This is a genomic window from Streptomyces sp. NPDC003327, from assembly GCF_053589515.1.
The window spans coordinates 75,918-92,122 of record NZ_JBSFSA010000017.1 but is presented as its reverse complement, the minus strand read 5'-3'; the positions used below and the strand labels follow the sequence as shown (position 1 = coordinate 92,122).

At 71.9% G+C, this 16,205-nt stretch carries 19 protein-coding genes; 5 read left to right on the top strand and 14 right to left on the bottom strand.

The genetic code is table 11. The annotated features are described in order from the left end of the window. Positions 1-16: 16 nt before the first annotated feature. Positions 17-979 carry a LysR substrate-binding domain-containing protein gene (locus tag ACWDVG_RS16720; protein WP_451699931.1) on the bottom strand — a complete coding sequence of 321 codons (963 nt, stop codon included), beginning with the start codon at positions 977-979 and terminating at the stop codon, positions 17-19. Between the two features lie 133 nt (positions 980-1,112). Between ACWDVG_RS16720 and ACWDVG_RS16715 the strand changes: the two genes are divergently transcribed. After that, on the top strand, positions 1,113-1,667 hold the full coding sequence (locus ACWDVG_RS16715) for a peroxiredoxin (RefSeq protein ID WP_451699930.1): 555 nt from the start codon (positions 1,113-1,115) through the stop codon (positions 1,665-1,667). A gap of 6 nt (positions 1,668-1,673) precedes the next feature. After that, on the top strand, positions 1,674-2,207 hold the full coding sequence (locus ACWDVG_RS16710) for an alkyl hydroperoxide reductase (RefSeq protein ID WP_451699929.1): 534 nt from the start codon (positions 1,674-1,676) through the stop codon (positions 2,205-2,207). A gap of 91 nt (positions 2,208-2,298) precedes the next feature. Here ACWDVG_RS16710 and ACWDVG_RS16705 read toward each other — a convergent pair whose 3' ends face one another. The 5 genes from ACWDVG_RS16705 to ACWDVG_RS16685 all read right to left on the bottom strand — a co-directional run bounded on the left by ACWDVG_RS16705 (position 2,299) and on the right by ACWDVG_RS16685 (position 8,124). Continuing rightward, positions 2,299-2,967, bottom strand: coding sequence for a hypothetical protein (locus tag ACWDVG_RS16705; RefSeq protein WP_451699928.1), 669 nt, complete (start codon positions 2,965-2,967; stop codon positions 2,299-2,301). Next, the gene (locus ACWDVG_RS16700) at positions 2,964-4,466 is read right to left on the bottom strand and encodes an AI-2E family transporter (RefSeq protein ID WP_451699927.1); all 1,503 of its coding nucleotides are present in this window, start codon (positions 4,464-4,466) and stop codon (positions 2,964-2,966) included. Before ACWDVG_RS16700 ends, ACWDVG_RS16705 begins: the two co-directional genes overlap by 4 nt. A 132-nt stretch (positions 4,467-4,598) precedes the next feature. After that, positions 4,599-5,321 carry an aggregation-promoting factor C-terminal-like domain-containing protein gene (locus ACWDVG_RS16695; RefSeq protein ID WP_451699926.1) on the bottom strand — a complete coding sequence of 241 codons (723 nt, stop codon included), beginning with the start codon at positions 5,319-5,321 and terminating at the stop codon, positions 4,599-4,601. Between the two features lie 387 nt (positions 5,322-5,708). Beyond that, complete coding sequence (locus ACWDVG_RS16690; protein ID WP_451699925.1) at positions 5,709-7,034, bottom strand: PhoH family protein; 1,326 nt, start codon at positions 7,032-7,034, stop codon at positions 5,709-5,711. A gap of 328 nt (positions 7,035-7,362) precedes the next feature. Beyond that, a complete protein-coding gene (locus ACWDVG_RS16685; RefSeq protein ID WP_451699923.1) occupies positions 7,363-8,124 on the bottom strand; it encodes an isoprenyl transferase in 762 nt (253 codons plus the stop codon). Positions 8,125-8,253: 129 nt separating this feature from the next. Between ACWDVG_RS16685 and mgrA the strand changes: the two genes are divergently transcribed. Further along, complete coding sequence (gene mgrA, locus ACWDVG_RS16680; protein ID WP_451699922.1) at positions 8,254-9,291, top strand: L-glyceraldehyde 3-phosphate reductase; 1,038 nt, start codon at positions 8,254-8,256, stop codon at positions 9,289-9,291. Between the two features lie 335 nt (positions 9,292-9,626). On the opposite strand, the gene ACWDVG_RS16675 is transcribed toward mgrA, so the two are convergent. Both ACWDVG_RS16675 and ACWDVG_RS16670 read right to left on the bottom strand, forming a co-directional pair. Further along, positions 9,627-9,980 carry a winged helix-turn-helix transcriptional regulator gene (locus ACWDVG_RS16675; protein ID WP_451699921.1) on the bottom strand — a complete coding sequence of 118 codons (354 nt, stop codon included), beginning with the start codon at positions 9,978-9,980 and terminating at the stop codon, positions 9,627-9,629. A gap of 104 nt (positions 9,981-10,084) precedes the next feature. Then, complete coding sequence (locus ACWDVG_RS16670; RefSeq protein WP_451699920.1) at positions 10,085-10,822, bottom strand: prepilin peptidase; 738 nt, start codon at positions 10,820-10,822, stop codon at positions 10,085-10,087. A 60-nt stretch (positions 10,823-10,882) separates the two neighbouring features. Between ACWDVG_RS16670 and ACWDVG_RS16665 the strand changes: the two genes are divergently transcribed. Next, positions 10,883-11,257, top strand: coding sequence for a DUF192 domain-containing protein (locus tag ACWDVG_RS16665; RefSeq protein WP_451699919.1), 375 nt, complete (start codon positions 10,883-10,885; stop codon positions 11,255-11,257). A gap of 53 nt (positions 11,258-11,310) precedes the next feature. Here ACWDVG_RS16665 and ACWDVG_RS16660 read toward each other — a convergent pair whose 3' ends face one another. Next, on the bottom strand, positions 11,311-12,462 hold the full coding sequence (locus tag ACWDVG_RS16660) for a hypothetical protein (protein ID WP_451699918.1): 1,152 nt from the start codon (positions 12,460-12,462) through the stop codon (positions 11,311-11,313). A gap of 31 nt (positions 12,463-12,493) precedes the next feature. Continuing rightward, complete coding sequence (locus ACWDVG_RS16655) at positions 12,494-12,904, bottom strand: hypothetical protein (RefSeq protein WP_451699917.1); 411 nt, start codon at positions 12,902-12,904, stop codon at positions 12,494-12,496. A 65-nt stretch (positions 12,905-12,969) separates the two neighbouring features. On the opposite strand from ACWDVG_RS16655, the gene ACWDVG_RS16650 reads away from it, so the two are divergent. Beyond that, a complete protein-coding gene (locus ACWDVG_RS16650) occupies positions 12,970-13,884 on the top strand; it encodes an endonuclease domain-containing protein (RefSeq protein WP_451699916.1) in 915 nt (304 codons plus the stop codon). On the opposite strand, the gene ACWDVG_RS16645 is transcribed toward ACWDVG_RS16650, so the two are convergent. From ACWDVG_RS16645 to ACWDVG_RS16630, 4 genes are read right to left on the bottom strand one after another with little or no spacing between them, the layout of a single operon-like run. Next, positions 13,874-14,491, bottom strand: a complete 618-nt coding sequence (locus ACWDVG_RS16645; RefSeq protein ID WP_451699915.1) for an OmpA family protein — start codon at positions 14,489-14,491, stop codon at positions 13,874-13,876. The two genes, ACWDVG_RS16650 and ACWDVG_RS16645, sit on opposite strands and share 11 nt — an antisense overlap. Positions 14,492-14,500: 9 nt before the next feature. Beyond that, a complete protein-coding gene (locus ACWDVG_RS16640; protein WP_451699914.1) occupies positions 14,501-15,073 on the bottom strand; it encodes a hypothetical protein in 573 nt (190 codons plus the stop codon). A 14-nt stretch (positions 15,074-15,087) separates the two neighbouring features. Further along, positions 15,088-15,756: a pilus assembly protein TadG-related protein gene (locus ACWDVG_RS16635; protein ID WP_451699912.1), complete on the bottom strand. Its 669-nt coding sequence runs from the start codon at positions 15,754-15,756 to the stop codon at positions 15,088-15,090. 2 nt (positions 15,757-15,758) lie between these two features. Continuing rightward, on the bottom strand, positions 15,759-15,974 hold the full coding sequence (locus tag ACWDVG_RS16630) for a Flp family type IVb pilin (protein ID WP_451699911.1): 216 nt from the start codon (positions 15,972-15,974) through the stop codon (positions 15,759-15,761). Between the last annotated feature and the right edge of the window lie 231 nt (positions 15,975-16,205).

The following is a 16,205-nucleotide window of genomic DNA, read 5'->3' as shown; positions in this document are numbered from 1 at the left end:
TCAGGTCTGCGCGTCCTCACGCCTCAGGGTCGAGGACCCGGACCGGCAGGCCCTTCAGGGCGCCCCGCAGTGCCTGCGCGAGCTCCTCGAACTCGGCGCCGCGGGCGGCCCCGGTCCGCATGGCGAGGGCGATCCGGCGCGAGGGCGCCGGGTCGTCGAAGAGGCCGGTCCACAGGGCGGTGTTCCGGGCGGTCTCGACGGTGACCGCCGTGCGCGGCAGCAGCGTCACCCCGAGCCCGCCGGCCACCAGCTGCACCAGGGTCGACAGGCCGGCGGCCGTCGTGGTGACCTCGGCCCCGTCCGTCCGCCCGGCCTCCCGGCAGATGTCGAGGGCCTGGTCGCGCAGGCAGTGCCCCTCGTCCAGGAGCAGCAGCCGGAGCCCCTTGAGGGCCTCGCGGGGGATGTCGTCGCGCCCGGCGAGCGGATGGCCCTGCGGGGTGACGAGCACGAAGTCCTCGTCGAAGAGCGGCAGTTCGGTGACGCCGGGGACGCCGAGCGGCACCGCGAGCAGCAGCAGGTCGAGCCGTCCGGCGGCGAGCCCGTCGAGGAGCGAGGAGGTCTGCTCCTCGTGGACCTGGAGGTCGAGCTCCGGGTAGCGGCGGTGGACCAGGCGCAGCACCGTCGGGAGCAGGTAGGGCGCGACCGTCGGGATGACGCCGAGCCGCAGCACCCCGGTGAAGGGCGCCTGCGCGGCCTCGGCCTCCTCCAGGAGCTCGGAGACGGCGTCGAGGACGGTCCGGGCGCGGCTCGCGAGCCGCTCCCCGGCGGGCGAGAGCAGCACCTTCCGCGTCGTACGCTCGAGGAGCTGGACACCGAGTGCCTCTTCGAGTGCCGAAACCGCGCCCGAGAGGGCGGGCTGGCTCATGCCGATGGCGGCCGCGGCATCGCGGAAGTGCAGATGCTCGGCGACCGCCACGAACGCTCTGAGCTGGGAAAGACTGGGCTGTTTGGTGCGGGAGGGGCCGTACGGGGATGCCACTGATAACCACCTTCGATCAACACGAGCCACTCTAGCTATTTCCCTGATCAATGCACCCCGTGCCAGGATGTGAGACGTCCAACCCCTCACGGAAGCCCCCAAAAGGGATCCTTCCACTGTGCAAGGAGAGCGCGTGCTCACTGTCGGTGACCAGTTCCCCACCTACGACCTGACCGCCTGCGTGTCGCTGGAGAGCGGCAAGGAGTTCGAGCAGATCGACCACAAGGCCTACGAGGGCAAGTGGCGCGTGGTGTTCTTCTGGCCGAAGGACTTCACGTTCGTCTGCCCCACCGAGATCGCCGCGTTCGGCAAGCTGAACGACGAGTTCGAGGACCGCGACGCCCAGATCCTCGGCGTCTCCGGCGACTCCGAGTTCGTCCACCACGCCTGGCGCAAGGACCACGCCGACCTGCGTGACCTGCCCTTCCCGATGCTCGCCGACTCGAAGCACGAGCTCATGCGCGACTGCGGCGTCGAGGGCGAGGACGGCTTCGCGCAGCGTGCGGTCTTCATCGTGGACCCGAACAACGAGATCCAGTTCACCATGGTGACCGCCGGCTCCGTCGGCCGTAACCCCAAGGAGGTCCTGCGGGTCCTGGACGCCCTGCAGACCGACGAGCTGTGCCCGTGCAACTGGAACAAGGGCGAGAGCACCCTCGACGCGGCCGCTCTCCTCTCGGGCGAGTGATCTGACATGGCTCTGGACGAACTGAAGGCCGCCATCCCGGACTTCGCCAAGGACCTGAAGCTGAACCTCGGTTCGGTGATCGGCAACAGCGAGCTGCCGCAGCAGCAGCTCTGGGGCACCGTCCTGGCCTGCGCGATCGCCTCGCGCTCGCCGAAGGTCCTCAAGGAGCTGGAGCCGGAGGCGCAGGCCAACCTGAAGCCCGAGGCGTACGAGGCCGCCAAGGCCGCCGCCGCGATCATGGCGATGAACAACGTCTTCTACCGGACCCGGCACCTGCTGTCGGACCCGGAGTACGGGACGATGCGCGCCGGTCTGCGGATGAACGTCATCGGCAAGCCGGGCGTCGAGAAGGTCGACTTCGAGCTGTGGTCGCTGGCCGTCTCCGCCATCAACGGCTGCGGCCAGTGCCTGGACTCGCACGAGCAGGTCCTGCGCCAGGCCGGTGTCGACCGCGAGACGATCCAGGAGGCCGTCAAGATCGCCTCGGTGATCCAGGCGGTCGGCGTCACGCTGGACGCGGAGGCCGTCCTCGCCGAGTAGTCGGCGCGGAGCGGTCCGTACGGAACGCGGGGAAGGGCCCCGGGGCATGCAACGCCCCGGGGCCCTTTCCGTGTCCGCGGCCCCCCGGCCGCTACTTCTTGAGCGCGGCCATGAGTGCGAGCGTGTCCTGGATCATGGGGACGTCGATCCCGGTGAGGTCGACCGGGGCGGTCTCGACCAGCTTCCCGTCGACCTCGGAGTACGAGCGGTTCAGGTTGAGGAGGAACTCCGCCTGGCCGTCGAGGACCCGCAGGGTCCCGCCCTCCCCGCCCTGGTCGTCGAAGAAGGCCCGCTCGCCGATGCCGCCGACCGCCTGGATCACACCGAACTGCTCGGCCCGCACCGCGAACTCGGGCCCCGGGTCGACCACCTTGTGCAGGGTGTACGTGATGTCCAGGCTCAGCCCGCTGTTCGCCGGACCGAACGCGACCATGCACGAGGACTCGCTGATCTCCGGTTCGTTCACGACGAAGCCGGTGCCGTCCTGTCCCCGGTCCCCCAGGGCCGCGGTGAGCGCCTTGAGTTCCGCCGCCTCGCAGAGGTTCTCGACGTGCGCGTACCCGGCGAGGTCGGGGCCGGTCTCCTGCTTCTGCCCGTACGCGTAGAGGCCGCCGGCCCACACGGCGGAGGCGAGCAGCGCGCCGCCGAGCGCCCACGGCCAGGGGCGGCGGGCCCGCGGCGGGCGCGGCGGCGGGGCGTCGGTGAGCACGTCGGGGGCGTCGAAGCCGGAGCCGTCCACCAGTTCGGGTTCGGAGATCACGCGTCCCCCTTCGGTCCCGTCGGAACGCCCGCGGAGCCGCTCGGGGAGCCGCCCGTCGCGCCGGGCGCCGGCGTCGGCGCCACCTCGAAGGCGGTCGCGCCGCGCGGCTCGGGCGTGCTGCGGAGGGCCTGTTCGGTGGCGTACGCGCGGAGGTAGCCGACGACGGTGTTGGTGACGGCGACCAGCGGGACCGCGACCACGGCACCACCGATGCCGGCGGTCAGACCGCCGGCCGCGACGGCGAGGACGACGGCGAGCGGATGCACCCGGACGGCCCGGCCCAGGATGAAGGGCTGGAGGACGTGGCCCTCGATCTGCTGTACGGCGAGGACGACGACGAGCACCATGAGGGCGGTGAACACCCCGTTGGTGACGAGGGCGACGACACAGGCGAGCGCGCCGGAGACGACGGCACCGACCAGCGGGATGAAGGCGAAGAGGAAGATGAAGACGGCGAGCGGCACCGCCATCGGCACCTCGAGGAACCACAGCCCGAGGCCGATGAAGACGGCGTCGATGAGGGCGACGAGCACCGTGCCGCGCACATAGGCGGTGAGGGTGCGCCAGGCGCGCGGGCCGGCCCCGGCGACGCCCGGCCGGGCCTGCGCGGGGACGAGATGGAGCGTCCACTCCCAGACCTTCTTCCCGTCGTAGAGCAGGAAGAGGGTGGAGAACATGGCGAGCAGGATGCCGGTCATGGCCTCCACGATCACGGTCACGCCCTGGAGCCCGGCGGAGGTGATCTGCTCGGCGTTGGCGCCGATGGTGTCGCTGAGGTTCTTGGCGATCTCGTTGATCTGCTGTTCGGTCACGTGGAACGGGCTGTCGAGGAGCCAGCGCTTCAGCTCCTCGATGCCGTCCCTGACCCGGTCGGACAGGTTGTCGATGTTGTCCATGACCTGCCAGACCACGAACCAGCCGACCAGGCCCATCACGACGAAGCCGGAGACGGCGGTGACGGCGGTGGCGAGGCCCCGGGGCAGTCCGGCCTTCCGCAGCCGGGCGACGGTCGGCTGGAGCAGGGCGGTGACGAGGAGGGCCGCGACGAAGGCGAGGACGACCAGCTGCACGGAGCTGATCACCTTCATCAGGACCCAGACCGTGCCGGCGAGGACGAGCAGGCGCCACCCGGCCTCGGCGGCCACGCGCATGCCCCACGGGATGGCGGCGGCGGGGTCGGGGCGGGCGGCGACGGCGGGGGCGTACGCGGGCGGCGGGGGGACCGAGAGGCCGGCCTCCAGGGCGGTACCCCCGCTCGCGGGGCCCTCCGTCCCCCCGGCCGGCCCGGTGGACGCGGCCGTGGCCCCTCCCGCGTCTCCGTCCCCGGTCGGCGCGGTCCGGTCCCGGGCGGCACCCAGCCCGCGAGCGGCGCCCCCGTCCCCGTACGGCGGACCGATCGGGTCGTCCCGTTCGGCCTCGGCCCTTCGCTCGTCCAGGTGCGCGCCGATCCGGCTCAGGCCCTCGCCCAGCCGGCCCAGCCACCTCGGCAGTCTCGACATGTCGTTCCTCTTCCCCCGCCCGCCGTCCACGACGCGGTGTTCCCCCGTGGAGTCCGCGGCCTTCGAACCTACACGCACGACGCCCCTCACCGTAGGACGGTGAGGGGCGTCGGGAGGTTGAGCACGCCGGGTCTAGTACCAGCGGTTGGCCTGCCAGAAGTCCCAGGCCTCGCACGGGCTGCCGTAGCGGTCGTTCATGTAGTTGAGGCCCCACTTGATCTGGGTGGCCGGGTTGGTCTGCCAGTCGGCGCCGGCCGACTGCATCTTGTAGCCCGGCAGGGCCTGCATGAGACCGTAGGCGCCCGAAGACGGGTTGGTCGCGCGGTAGTTCCAGCTGGACTCGTGGTCCACGATGGTGCTGAAGCACTGGAACTGCGAGGCGGGCACGATCTGACGGGCGATCGCCTTGACCTCCGCGACGGAGTACGAGCCCTGGACCGGTCCCGAGTAGGTGCCGATCTCGCGGGCGGCGTCGCGGCTGGCGCGCTCCTCGGCCTCGCGCTTCTCGCGCTCCTCGGCCTCCTTGCGCTCCTTCTCGGCCTGGTCGGCCGCCTTCTTCTTCGCCTCGGCGTCCTTGGCGGCCTGGTAGCGGGCCGCCTCCTCCGCGGACTTGCGCGCGGTGGCGTCGGCCGCGGCGGCCTGGACGTCCGCCTGCTCCGCGAGGGACGAGACCTGTACCTGCGCCTGCTCGCCCGCGGGAATGTCCGCGAGCAGCGTGGTGTCGGCCGCGGTGGCCTCGAAGTTGTCGTCCGCGGGCTGCACGGCGTTGCCCGAGGCAACGCCGACGACGGCGCCGACGGTGGTGACCGCAGTGGCCGAAGCCACCGCGAATCCCCGGACCGAGATCCGGCTCACACGGTTTCCTTCCAGCATCGCCCGCACAGGTGACCACGCGGGCGAAATCGTGCCCCTGGCGCTGGTCTCCGACGTACTCGGTCACAGAAGACACGGGCCCGTGGTGCTGTGGGCGGCATACGGCGGCGTCTGTGGAGTTGTGTGGTGCTGCGCGTCCCTGAGGATGCACGTGTGCCGTATGCGGGGGCCTGACGGAAGCAAGACTCTGCCGGACGGCGACACCGCAAGGCAATTCCGAGTTGCGTGTGAAAGCTCACACCTCTTCAGGCACACGGGTTTTGGCGATTGCTGCGGACAGCGGAGCGCCGCCCGGCTAAGCTCCTGCGCTCTGCCGGGCGGCGCCAACTCCCTTATGCCGTCAAGGGAGCATCAATCAGGACATCTCGTTCAGAGCTGACCGTCCTCCAGCATTTCGGTCACGAGCGCGGCGATCTGCGAGCGCTCCGAGCGGGTGAGGGTGACGTGCGCGAAGAGCGGATGCCCCTTCAGCTTCTCGACCACGGCGACGACTCCGTCGTACCGGCCGACCCGCAGGTTGTCCCGCTGGGCCACGTCGTGGGTCAGCACGACCCGGGAATTCGCCCCGATCCTGGACAGAACGGTCAACAGGACGTTCCGCTCCAGGGACTGGGCCTCGTCCACGATCACGAACGCGTCGTGCAGCGAGCGGCCCCGGATGTGGGTGAGCGGCAGCACCTCCAGCATCCCGCGGCCGAGCACCTCCTCGATGACCTCGCGGCTCGCCACCGACGACAGGGTGTCGAAGACGGCCTGCGCCCACGGGCTCATCTTCTCGGCCTCGCTGCCCGGCAGATAGCCGAGCTCCTGGCCGCCGACGGCGTACAGCGGACGGAACACCATCACCTTCTGGTGCTGACGGCGCTCCAGGACGGCTTCCAGGCCCGCGCAGAGCGCGAGCGCGGACTTGCCCGTGCCGGCCCGGCCGCCCATCGAGATGATGCCGACGTCCGGGTCGAGGAGCAGGTCGAGGGCGATCCGCTGCTCGGCGCTGCGGCCCCGGATGCCGAAGGCCTCCCGGTCGCCCCGCACCAGGCGGACGTTCCCGTCCGGCGTGACCCGGCCGAGCGCCTTGCCCCGCTCGGACTGGAGCACCAGGCCCGTGTGGACCGGCAGCTCGGCCGCCTCCGGCACGTACAGCCGATCCTCGTCGTAGAGCAGGTCGACCTGCTCGGCCGAGAGCGCGAGCTCGGACATCCCGGTCCAGCCGTTGCTGTCGGTGATGGCGAGTTCCGCGCGGTACTCCTCGGCGAGCAGCCCGACCGAGGAGGCCTTGATGCGCAGCGGCAGGTCCTTGGAGACGACCGTGACGTCGTACCCCTCCGCCTGGAGGTTGCGCGCGACCGCGAGGATCCGTGAGTCGTTGTCCCCCAACCGGTAGCCGGCGGGAAGGACGCCGGGATCGGAATGGTTGAGTTCGACACGCAGGGTGCCGCCCAGGTCCCCCACGGGGAGCGGGGCGTCGAGGCGTCCGTAGCGGACCCGGAAGTCGTCGAGCAGCCGCAGGGCCTGCCGGGCGAAGTAGCCGAGTTCGGGGTGGTGCCTCTTGGCCTCCAGCTCGGTCACCACGACGATCGGGAGCACGACCTCGTGCTCGTCGAAGCGGGACATGGCGCTGGGGTCGGCCAGCAGGACGCTGGTGTCGAGAACATAGGTGCGCCGGTCTGAAAGGCGGCGCTTCGTGCTGGTCACCACGGAAGGACAGACCCCCTCTGACGACCCGTTTGAGGTCGGGGTGCGACGGAACCTGTGTCGCTGCGGAATGGGACCGGGAACGAACCGCCGTGAGCGGGCCGAGCACCGGCCCTCCGCTCCTCCCGTGCGTGTCCCGCACGGACGTCCTGGTTCAAGGGGCCTCCCGGGTGGCGGTCTCCGTGCCGCTCACTTCACCAGGCTTATTCCCTTGTACGGACGCCGCCATGCCACGGCATATGACGGCGCGTACATGAACGTGCGGTGACGCCCCCGGGACCTCCCGGCGGGCGGTGTCGTGTTCCCGGGATCCGGGCCCCGGCTCCGGACCTCAGGTGCCGTAGCGGCGGTGCCGGGCGGCGTAGTCGCGCAGCGCCCGCAGGAAGTCGACCTTGCGGAAGGCCGGCCAGTGGACCTCGCAGAAGTAGTACTCCGAGTGGGCGCTCTGCCACAGCATGAAACCGGAGAGGCGCTGCTCGCCGCTGGTGCGGATGACCAGGTCCGGGTCGGGCTGGCCGCGCGTGTACAGGTGCTCGGAGATGTGCTCGACGTCGACGATCTCCGCGAGCTCCTCGAAGCTCGTCCCCTTCTCCGCGTGCTCCAGGAGCAGCGAGCGGACCGCGTCCGCGATCTCCTGGCGACCGCCGTAGCCCACCGCGACGTTCACCAGTATTCCGGTGTTGCCGTCGGTGGCCTGCTCGGCCTCCTTCAGTACGGACTGGGTGCGGGCGGGCAGCAGGTCGAGCGTCCCCACGTGGTGCACCCGCCAGCGGCCGTCGGCGGCCAGGGCGCGCACGGCGTCCTCGATGATGGCGAGCAGCGGCACGAGCTGCTCCTCGGGCCGGTTCAGGTTGTCCGTGGAGAGCATCCAGAGCGTGACGACCTCGACGTCCGTCTCGGCGCACCAGCCGAGCAGCTCCTGGATCTTGTCCGCGCCGGCCTTGTGTCCCTGCTCCGGGGTCCCGCCGGACGCCTTCGCCCAGCGACGGTTCCCGTCGAGGATGACCCCGATGTGCTTGGGCACCTGGGCGTGGTCGAGACGGCCTTCCACCCGGCGTGCGTAGAGCCCGTACACCAGGTCGCGCAGGTTCACTGTTCTTTACCCCTCCATGGGCGGCGGTCCGCAAGCCGCCACACTACTGCGCACGGGCGACGGGCTCCCAGTCCGGGACCGTCACAACTCCGTCGGGCACTGTCACAAGTCCGTGATAAGCAGAGATACGTGACTGATTCCCCCCTCTACCGCGCCTCCGCGGACCGCTACGACGCCATGGAGTACCGCCGCACGGGCCGCAGCGGCCTCAAGCTGCCGGCGATCTCCCTCGGCCTCTGGCACAACTTCGGCGACGACCGGGCGCTCGACACGCAGCGCGCGATCCTGCGCCGCGCCTTCGACCTCGGCGTGACCCACTTCGACCTGGCGAACAACTACGGGCCGCCGCCCGGCTCCGCCGAGCTCAACTTCGGCAAGCTCTTCGCCCAGGACTTCGCGCCCTACCGGGACGAGCTGATCGTCTCCACCAAGGCCGGCTATCTGATGCACCCCGGCCCGTACGGCGAGTGGGGCTCCCGGAAGTACCTGATGTCCTCGCTCGACGCCTCCCTCGCGCGGATGGGCCTCGACTACGTCGACATCTTCTACTCGCACCGCTTCGACCCGCACACCCCGCTGGAGGAGACGATGGGGGCCCTGGCCTCCGCCGTGCAGCAGGGCAAGGCGCTGTACGTCGGCGTCTCCTCGTACACCAGCGAGCAGACCGCCGAGGCGGCCCGGATCCTGCGCGAGATGGGCGTCCCGGCCCTCATCCACCAGCCCTCGTACTCCATGATCAACCGCTGGACCGAGGAGGACGGCCTCCTCGACACGCTGGAGGCGGCCGGGATGGGCTGCATCTCCTTCGTGCCGCTGGCGCAGGGGCTGCTGACCAACAAGTACCTGAAGGGCATCCCGGAGGGCTCCCGGGCCACCCAGGGCAAGTCCCTCGACCCGAACCTGCTCTCCGAGGAGGTGCTGCGGCGCCTGCGCGGCCTCGCCGACATCGCCGAGCGGCGCGGGCAGTCGCTGGCGCAGCTGGCGCTCGCGTGGGTGCTGCGCGACGAGCGGATGACCTCGGCGCTGATCGGCGCGTCGAGCGTCGCCCAGCTGGAGGAGAACGTGGGGGCGCTCGCGGGCGCCCCGCTCACGGACGAGGAGCTCAGGGAGATCGACTCGTTCGCGGTCGACACCGAGGGCACGAACATCTGGGCCGGACGCGGCTGAGCCGACGGGGCTGAGCCGACGGGGCTGAGCCGACGCGGGGGGGCGGGAAGCGGCGGGGGGGCCGCGGGAAAGAAAACGGGCCGGTCCGTGGGGGGGGATACGGACCGGCCCGAGGGGGGGTTTCCACCATAACCCTTCGTTAGTCGTGCTGCGTGCCACCCGCGCCGCGCGAATCCCGGCGGAATCCCCGGATCCCAGTCGGGACAAGGGCTCCGGGCCCCCGTGGCGGGTTTGCGCCCCGGCGTGGCGGCGGGGTTCCGTCCCTCCCAAGGGGGACCGCCCCGGACGGTCGCGCCGTTGACGGGCGGAGCCTCGGGACGGGTGTCCGGGGTGGGTCAGGCGGCCCGGGCCTCCTTGCGGGCGATGATCTCGGCCATGAAGAGGTCGCCCCACTCCCCCAGGGGCAGCAGCGCCGTGTTCAGCGCCTCGCCGAGCTCCGTGAGCGAGTACTCCACGCGGGGCGGGACCTCCCGGTAGATCTCCCGGTGGACCACCCCGTCCGCCTCCAGCTCGCGCAGCTGCTGGACCAGCATCTTCTCGCTCACCCCGGCGACCATCCGGCGGAGCTCCCCGAAGCGGACCGGCGCGTGGGCGTGGAGCGCCCAGAGGATGAGCGGCTTCCACTTGCCCCCGACGACGTCGACGGCCGCGTCCAGTCCACAGCTGTACGCGGTCTTCCCCTTGGCCATCGCCAACTCCCCTGCTGATCGTTTCCCGTTGTCCCTCACCGTACGTGCGAGGGGGACGGGACCGGTGGGGCTTCGGCCACGGCGGAGCAACGTGCCGCCCGGCGTCAGGGCCGCGCGGTGAACGCGCCCAGGAGCAGGCCGAGCAGAGCGCCCACGAGCATGAAGGGCCCGAAGGGGATCGCGGAGGAGCGCCCGGCGCGGCGCAGCAGGACGAGCCCGAACCCGTACACCGCGCCGAGGAGGAAGCCCGCGAGGGCCCCGGCGAAGAGAACGCCCCATCCGTACCAGCCGAGGGCGGCGCCCAGCGGTACGGCCAGCTTGACGTCGCCGAAGCCGATCCCGCCCGGGTTGATCAGGAACAGCAGCAGATAGCCGCCGCCCAGGGCGGCCGCGCCGAGCAGCGCGTGCGGCCACGACCCGGCGGCGCCTGGCAGCGGCGCGACGCCCCCGAGGAGCAGCGGTACGGCGCCGGCGAGCGGCAGCGTCAGCCCGTCCGGCAGCCGGTGCACACGGGCGTCGACGCAGGCCAGGAGCGTGGCGAACGGCGCCAGGAGCAGCCAGACCGCGAGCTCCGGCCGGGGCCCGCCGGTGGCGGCGGCGAGCGTCGCGCAGGCGAGGGCGGTGACCAGCGGCGCGACGGCCGGAGCGGCCGCCGTCGCGCACGCCCCCCGCCCGGGCGGCCCGAGCCACCCGCGCGCCGGCCCGACGAGGAGGTGGCCGCCCGGGCAGCTGTCCCGCCACGGCTCCCCCGGCTCGACGGCGAGCCGGTGGGCGGCACGCGGCACGAGCAGCCCGGTGGCGGCTCCCCACAGGGCGGCGAGGGCGATGAGTGCGAGGTCCACGTGGCCGACCCTAGGGGGTCACCCCCAAGGGGGTGGGGGGGGTTGGTTAGGGTCGGGCGGATGGGGAGGACGTGGCGGGACGGGGCGGGGTCTCTGGAGACCCCGGGGGGTGTGGTGCCGGTGGAGGTCGCGGCCTCGTACCGGGCGCGGCGGCGGGGGCTGCTGGGGCGGGACGGCATCGAGGGCGCGCTGCTGATCACGCCGACGAACAGCGTGCACACCTTCGGCATGCGGTTCGCGATCGACGTGGCGCATCTGGACCGGTCGTTCAGGGTCCTGTCGGTGGTGACGATGCGGCCGGGACGGCTCGGCATGATCCGGCCGCGCGGCCGGCACGTCCTGGAGGCGGAGGCGGGCGCGATGGCCGGCTGGGGCGTGCGCCCGGGCGTACGGGTGACGGTGCGGCTCACGGCGGACCCGGGAGGAGGAGCGTGAGAGCCGCTCGGCTCACGGCGGCCCGGGGCCGAGGAGCGTGAGAGCCGCTCGGCTCACGGCGGCCCGGGGCCGAGGAGCGTGAAGGCCCCGTAGGCGGCGGAGGCCAGGGCCAGGACGGCGACGACCGGGACGACCGTCCTCGTACGGAGCCGGGCCAGGGCGACGGCGGGCGGGAGCAGCAGTCCGAACGCGGGCATCATCAGGCGCGGCCGCGAGCCGAAGTAGGCGGCGCCCACGAGGGAGACGGCGACCACGCCGACCGTGTACACGAGCAGGGGCAGCGGCTGCCCCTGCCGTACGCAGAGGAAGACCAGCGCGGCGAGGATCGCGAGCGCCGCGCAGAGCCCGAGGGCGGCGGGCCACGGCAGGCCCACGATGAAGCGGGCGAGGGCGACGCCGCCGTCGACGGAGTTGCCCCAAGCCGCCTGGACGTCGAAGTAGGCGGTGGCGCTGCCCTCCCGCAGGCCGACGTAGGCCACGTACCCGAGCCAGCCGAGGGGCGCGAGCAGCACGCCCGCGAGCGTGGCGGGCGGCAGCCGCCGCGTCCGTACGAGGGTGACCAGCGCGGTGACGCCGAGGGCGGCGACGAGGGCGACGGCCGTGGGGCGGGTGAGGCCCGCGGCGACGCAGAGGAGACCGGCGAGGACCCAGCGGTCGCGCAGGACGGCGAGGAGCGACCAGGCGGCGAAGGCCGTGAACAGGGTCTCGGTGTACGCCATGGACTGCACGAACGCGGTGGGGTACACGCCCCACAGGGCGGCCAGCAGCACGCCCGCCCGGGGCCCGGCGATCCGCGCGCCGCACCGGTGGATGCCCCAGGCGGCGGCGAGGGAAGCGGTCCAGGAGACGAGCAGCCCCGCGGTGGCGGCGTCGACCGGCAGCACGGCGGACAGGCCCCGCTCCAGGGCCGGGAGGAGCGGGAAGAAGGCGAGGTCGGAGTGGACGTCGCCGTGGGGGAGGGTGGTGGCGTACCCGTAGCCGTGCTCCGCGATCCGGGCGTACCAGACCGAGTCCCAGCGACCGCGCAGCCGGTGCAGCCAGTCCTCGCCGCCCGACGCGGCGGCGACGAGGGCGAGGACGAGAAGGCCGGTGAGGCGGGTCGCGGCGTACGCGCCGAGGGCGACGAGCGTCGCGCGGTCGGGCCCGCGGGACGGGGCGCGGGCCGGGGTGCGGGGCGGTGCGGGGGCCGCGACGGGGTGGAGCATGCGCTCGATTATCCGGGCGGGCGCCCCGGGCTCACCCCAGGGGCCTTATGCGGACGAACTTCGCGGAGAGGACGGGCCCGAGCTGCTGGACGATGCCGTGGCCCGGCTCGTGCGGGGACGGCAGGTCGCCCAGGAAGGAGGTGACGATCACCTCGTCGATCCCGAGGATGCCGCGCCTGCTCTGCTCCTCCAGGAAGTCGAGGGTGAGCCGCCAGTCGGCGGCGCCCCGGACGGCTCCGGGCCCGGCGGGCTCACCGGCCTCGCTGACGAAAGAACGGACGGTGTTCTGGACGACGTCCCAGAAGAACACGTGCGGCTGGACACCGCCCTGACGGAACACGTGCGACTCGTACGCCTCGCGGAACGCGGGCACCCGGGCGACGAGGTCACTGACCAGTTGCACACTCGGCGGCATCGACGGCATCGGCTGCATGGGTCTCATCGACGTCATGCTCCAGTTTTCCACAGGGGGTGCGAAGTGTCCCGCTTCCGTGGATCGTTGGGCACATGTACGACTTGGCGATCCTCGCCCGGGGCGGGGTCCTTCTGACGATCTGGGCGCTGGCGGCGGGCTGGCCCCGCGGCCGGCTCTCCGGTCGCCTGCGCCGGGACGGCTGGCAGCCCGTCTGCCGCGGCGCGTGGGCGGCGCCCGGCAAGGAGGTCGACTGGCGGGTGCGGGCGGCCGCGCTCCAGCTGCTCCGGCCCGACCTGGTGTGCAGCCACCGGACGGCGGCGCGCCTCCACCGCATCGAACTCCTGCACGGCGGTGACCCCGACGGCCTGCACTTCACGACGCCCCTGCGCCGCACCGCGCGGACCGCGGGCCTCCGGATCGACTCCACCACGCACCTCACCCCGCGCGACTGGTCGACCCGGCGGGGCCTGCGCACCACGACCCCGGCGAGAACGGTCGCCGACCTGATACGGAGCTGTGTCCGCCGCGAGGAGGCGGTCGTCGCGGCGGACTCTGCCCTCGCCCGGCGGGCCGTGGAGGGGGTGCGCCGCGGGCCGCTCGTCCGGTACGAGGACCTCGCCGCCGAACTCGCCGCCTCCCGCCCCGGCGCGCCCCGCGCCCGCCGCTGGCTCCCGCTGGCGGAACCGGCCTCCGGTTCCCCCGCCGAGACCGTCGCCCGGCTGCGGATGGCCGACGCGGGGCTCCACCCGGAACCGCAGCCGGCCCTGCGCGCGGGGGACGGCCGCGCCCTGCACCCCGACTTCCTCTTCCGCGGGGCGGGCCTGGCGGTCGAGATCGAGGGCTACGCGTACCACGGCACCCGCCGCGCCCACGAACGCGACGTCGCCCGCTACAACGCCCTCCAGTCCTGCCCGGAGGTCCGCCGCGTGCTGCGCTTCACCGCGCGGGAGGTCTTCACGCGCCCGGACCGCGTGACGGCCACGATCCGGGCGGCGCTCAGCCTGTGACGCGGGGGAAGGACACCTCGACGCGGCGGTTCTTCTTCCGCCCCTCCTCGGTGCCGTTGTCGGCGATCGGGTAGTCCTCGCTGTACCCGCGGATGTCGTACGTGGTCCCCGCGTCCAGCCGCCGGGCGAGCACGCGTTGCACGGCGACCGCCCGTTCCTTGGACAGCTTGAGCCCGTGCGCGTAGGTCCCCAGGTTGTCCGTGAACCCGAACACCCGGACCCGCCCGGACCCCATCCGCCCGATCTCCGCCGCGATGGCGTCGATCCGCGCGGTGGCGGCGGGGGTCAGCGTGGCGCTGTTCTTGGGGAACAGCACCTCGGCCTGGAGCGCGAACGTCACGTCGACGTTGGTGTCCTCCCGCCGCTGCTCCCCACCCTCCTCCTCGACGATCTGCTTGATGTCGAGCACCTTGGCGGGCGCGAGGGTGGCCCCGTCGGGCAGCATCAACCCCGGCGCGCCCGCATCCACCACAGGCGGCGGCGCCCCCTGCGACACGGACCCGGGCGGATCGTCCGCCTCCGCACTGGGCGCCTGCACGGGCCACCACACGACGGTGACGAGAGCGAGGACGGTGGCGAGGCGGCGCGTTGTCGTGGTCGTCGTCATGGCGTCGCCTCAGGAGAGCTTGAGGGTGGCGGGTTCGAAGGTGGGGAGCTGGAAGGAGACTTCGGTGGTGGTGGCGGGGGGTGCGGGGAACTGCATGAAGACGGGGATGGACTTGCCCTTGCCCAGAATGCTCAATCCCGTCGTCGTCAGCGGCCGCCCATCGGTGTCCCTGAGCACGTAGTAGCGCTTCTTTCCGACCGAGTCGAGCAACGTGGCGCCCCCAAGCGAGTTGCCGTGCTTCAGCAGTTCCGTCTCATCTCCTCGGACGCGGGGCGACACCGCCCTGCTGCGGTCCGACGAGTTCTTCAGCGAGCCCTTCACCGTCAGAAAGCCACCCGCGTCTCGTTCGACCGACGTCAGCGTGAGCTCGAATCCGTCCTCACCCATGAGCACGGCCAGCGCCTCCGTCGGCTCTTCGACCGGTTGTGACCCTTGCGTGGTCCCTCCCGTCTGAGGTGCGGGCGCCGTCGTCGCGGGCTTGTCCGCCTTCGGCTCTTCCTTGGCTCCGCAGCCGACCGCGAGGAGAGCCATCGACACGATGGCGAAGGAAGCCAGCCCCCTTCGTGCGTACCGAACGTTCATGAACAACGCTTCCTTTACTCGTCGTCGCCGGACAACCGGACAGTGAAGAGATCGACGGCACGGGGCAGCCTCGGGTCGTCGGGATCGACTTCCCAGGGCTCACCGTCACAGGTGAGCCCAAGAATCGCCTCGCCTTCTTCCTCCTGGCCCTCGTCAGGCGCTGTCGGAGTGGGCTCGGGTGTGGGCTCAGGCGTAGGCTCCTCCGGCGCGGCAAAGGTGCACTTCGGCTCGATCACAGCCGTCGCCGATGCGATCGCATGGCGCGACTCGGTGATAGGGACGATGGAGCGGCCGACTGTGTCCGTCGTACGCACGGTGACGCTGAAGCCCTCACGCCCCTCGGGAAGGCGGTCGCACCCGTCCCGTTCGAGTTGCGCCTCGTTCTTCTCGGCGAAGGCAGCCGCTTCCTCGCATGCAGGCGAGACCTTATAAGCCTCGCCTTGGACGAATCCCTCCCACTGCAGAGGATCGGTGATCACCTCGAGCCACCCTCTGCGCAACTGCTCGCGTGCGTTCTGCGCAGCGGCCAGCGCCGCTGCGTCCGCTGCCGTTTGCGCACCGTTGCGTGTGCTGGCGGCCTGTCCCACCGCGAAGTACACGAAGGCGAGGAACAAGAGTGCGGCGATCACCACGATGTAGACGGGGAACGCCTGGCCGACGTCCCGCCCTCTGCCACCGAACACTGCTAGTCGGTCAGCTCGGCGATCTTGTCCGTGATGGCACCCATGATCGTGGTCCCGATGTCCGTGCCGGTGATCGCCACCACGATCGCCACCACCACCACGATGATCCCCAGGTACTCCACCGCCGTCTGCCCCCGGTCCCTGTGGGCCGGGGTCGTGCAAGCTGCCGTCCATCGCATCTTGGCCTTCGTCACAGCCTTCAGCATCGCGTCGTGCATCGTGGTCCCCTCCGCGTTCAGACGCTTGCGCTCCGGCACCGTATGCCGGGGGCGCCGTTGGTGCACAGGGGCTCCGGGCCCATTCGTCAGGTCGGGTCATGGGTCGGGCCTCGTGTCCCGTTGGGAGGCTAGGGCCTCCGTGCGGGTGGTGGTGGGGAGTTCGGCGAAGACGTCGGCTCCGTTCATCGCCGGCCCCTCCCTCTCGCCCCTCCCCCACTGTGACAGATCCAC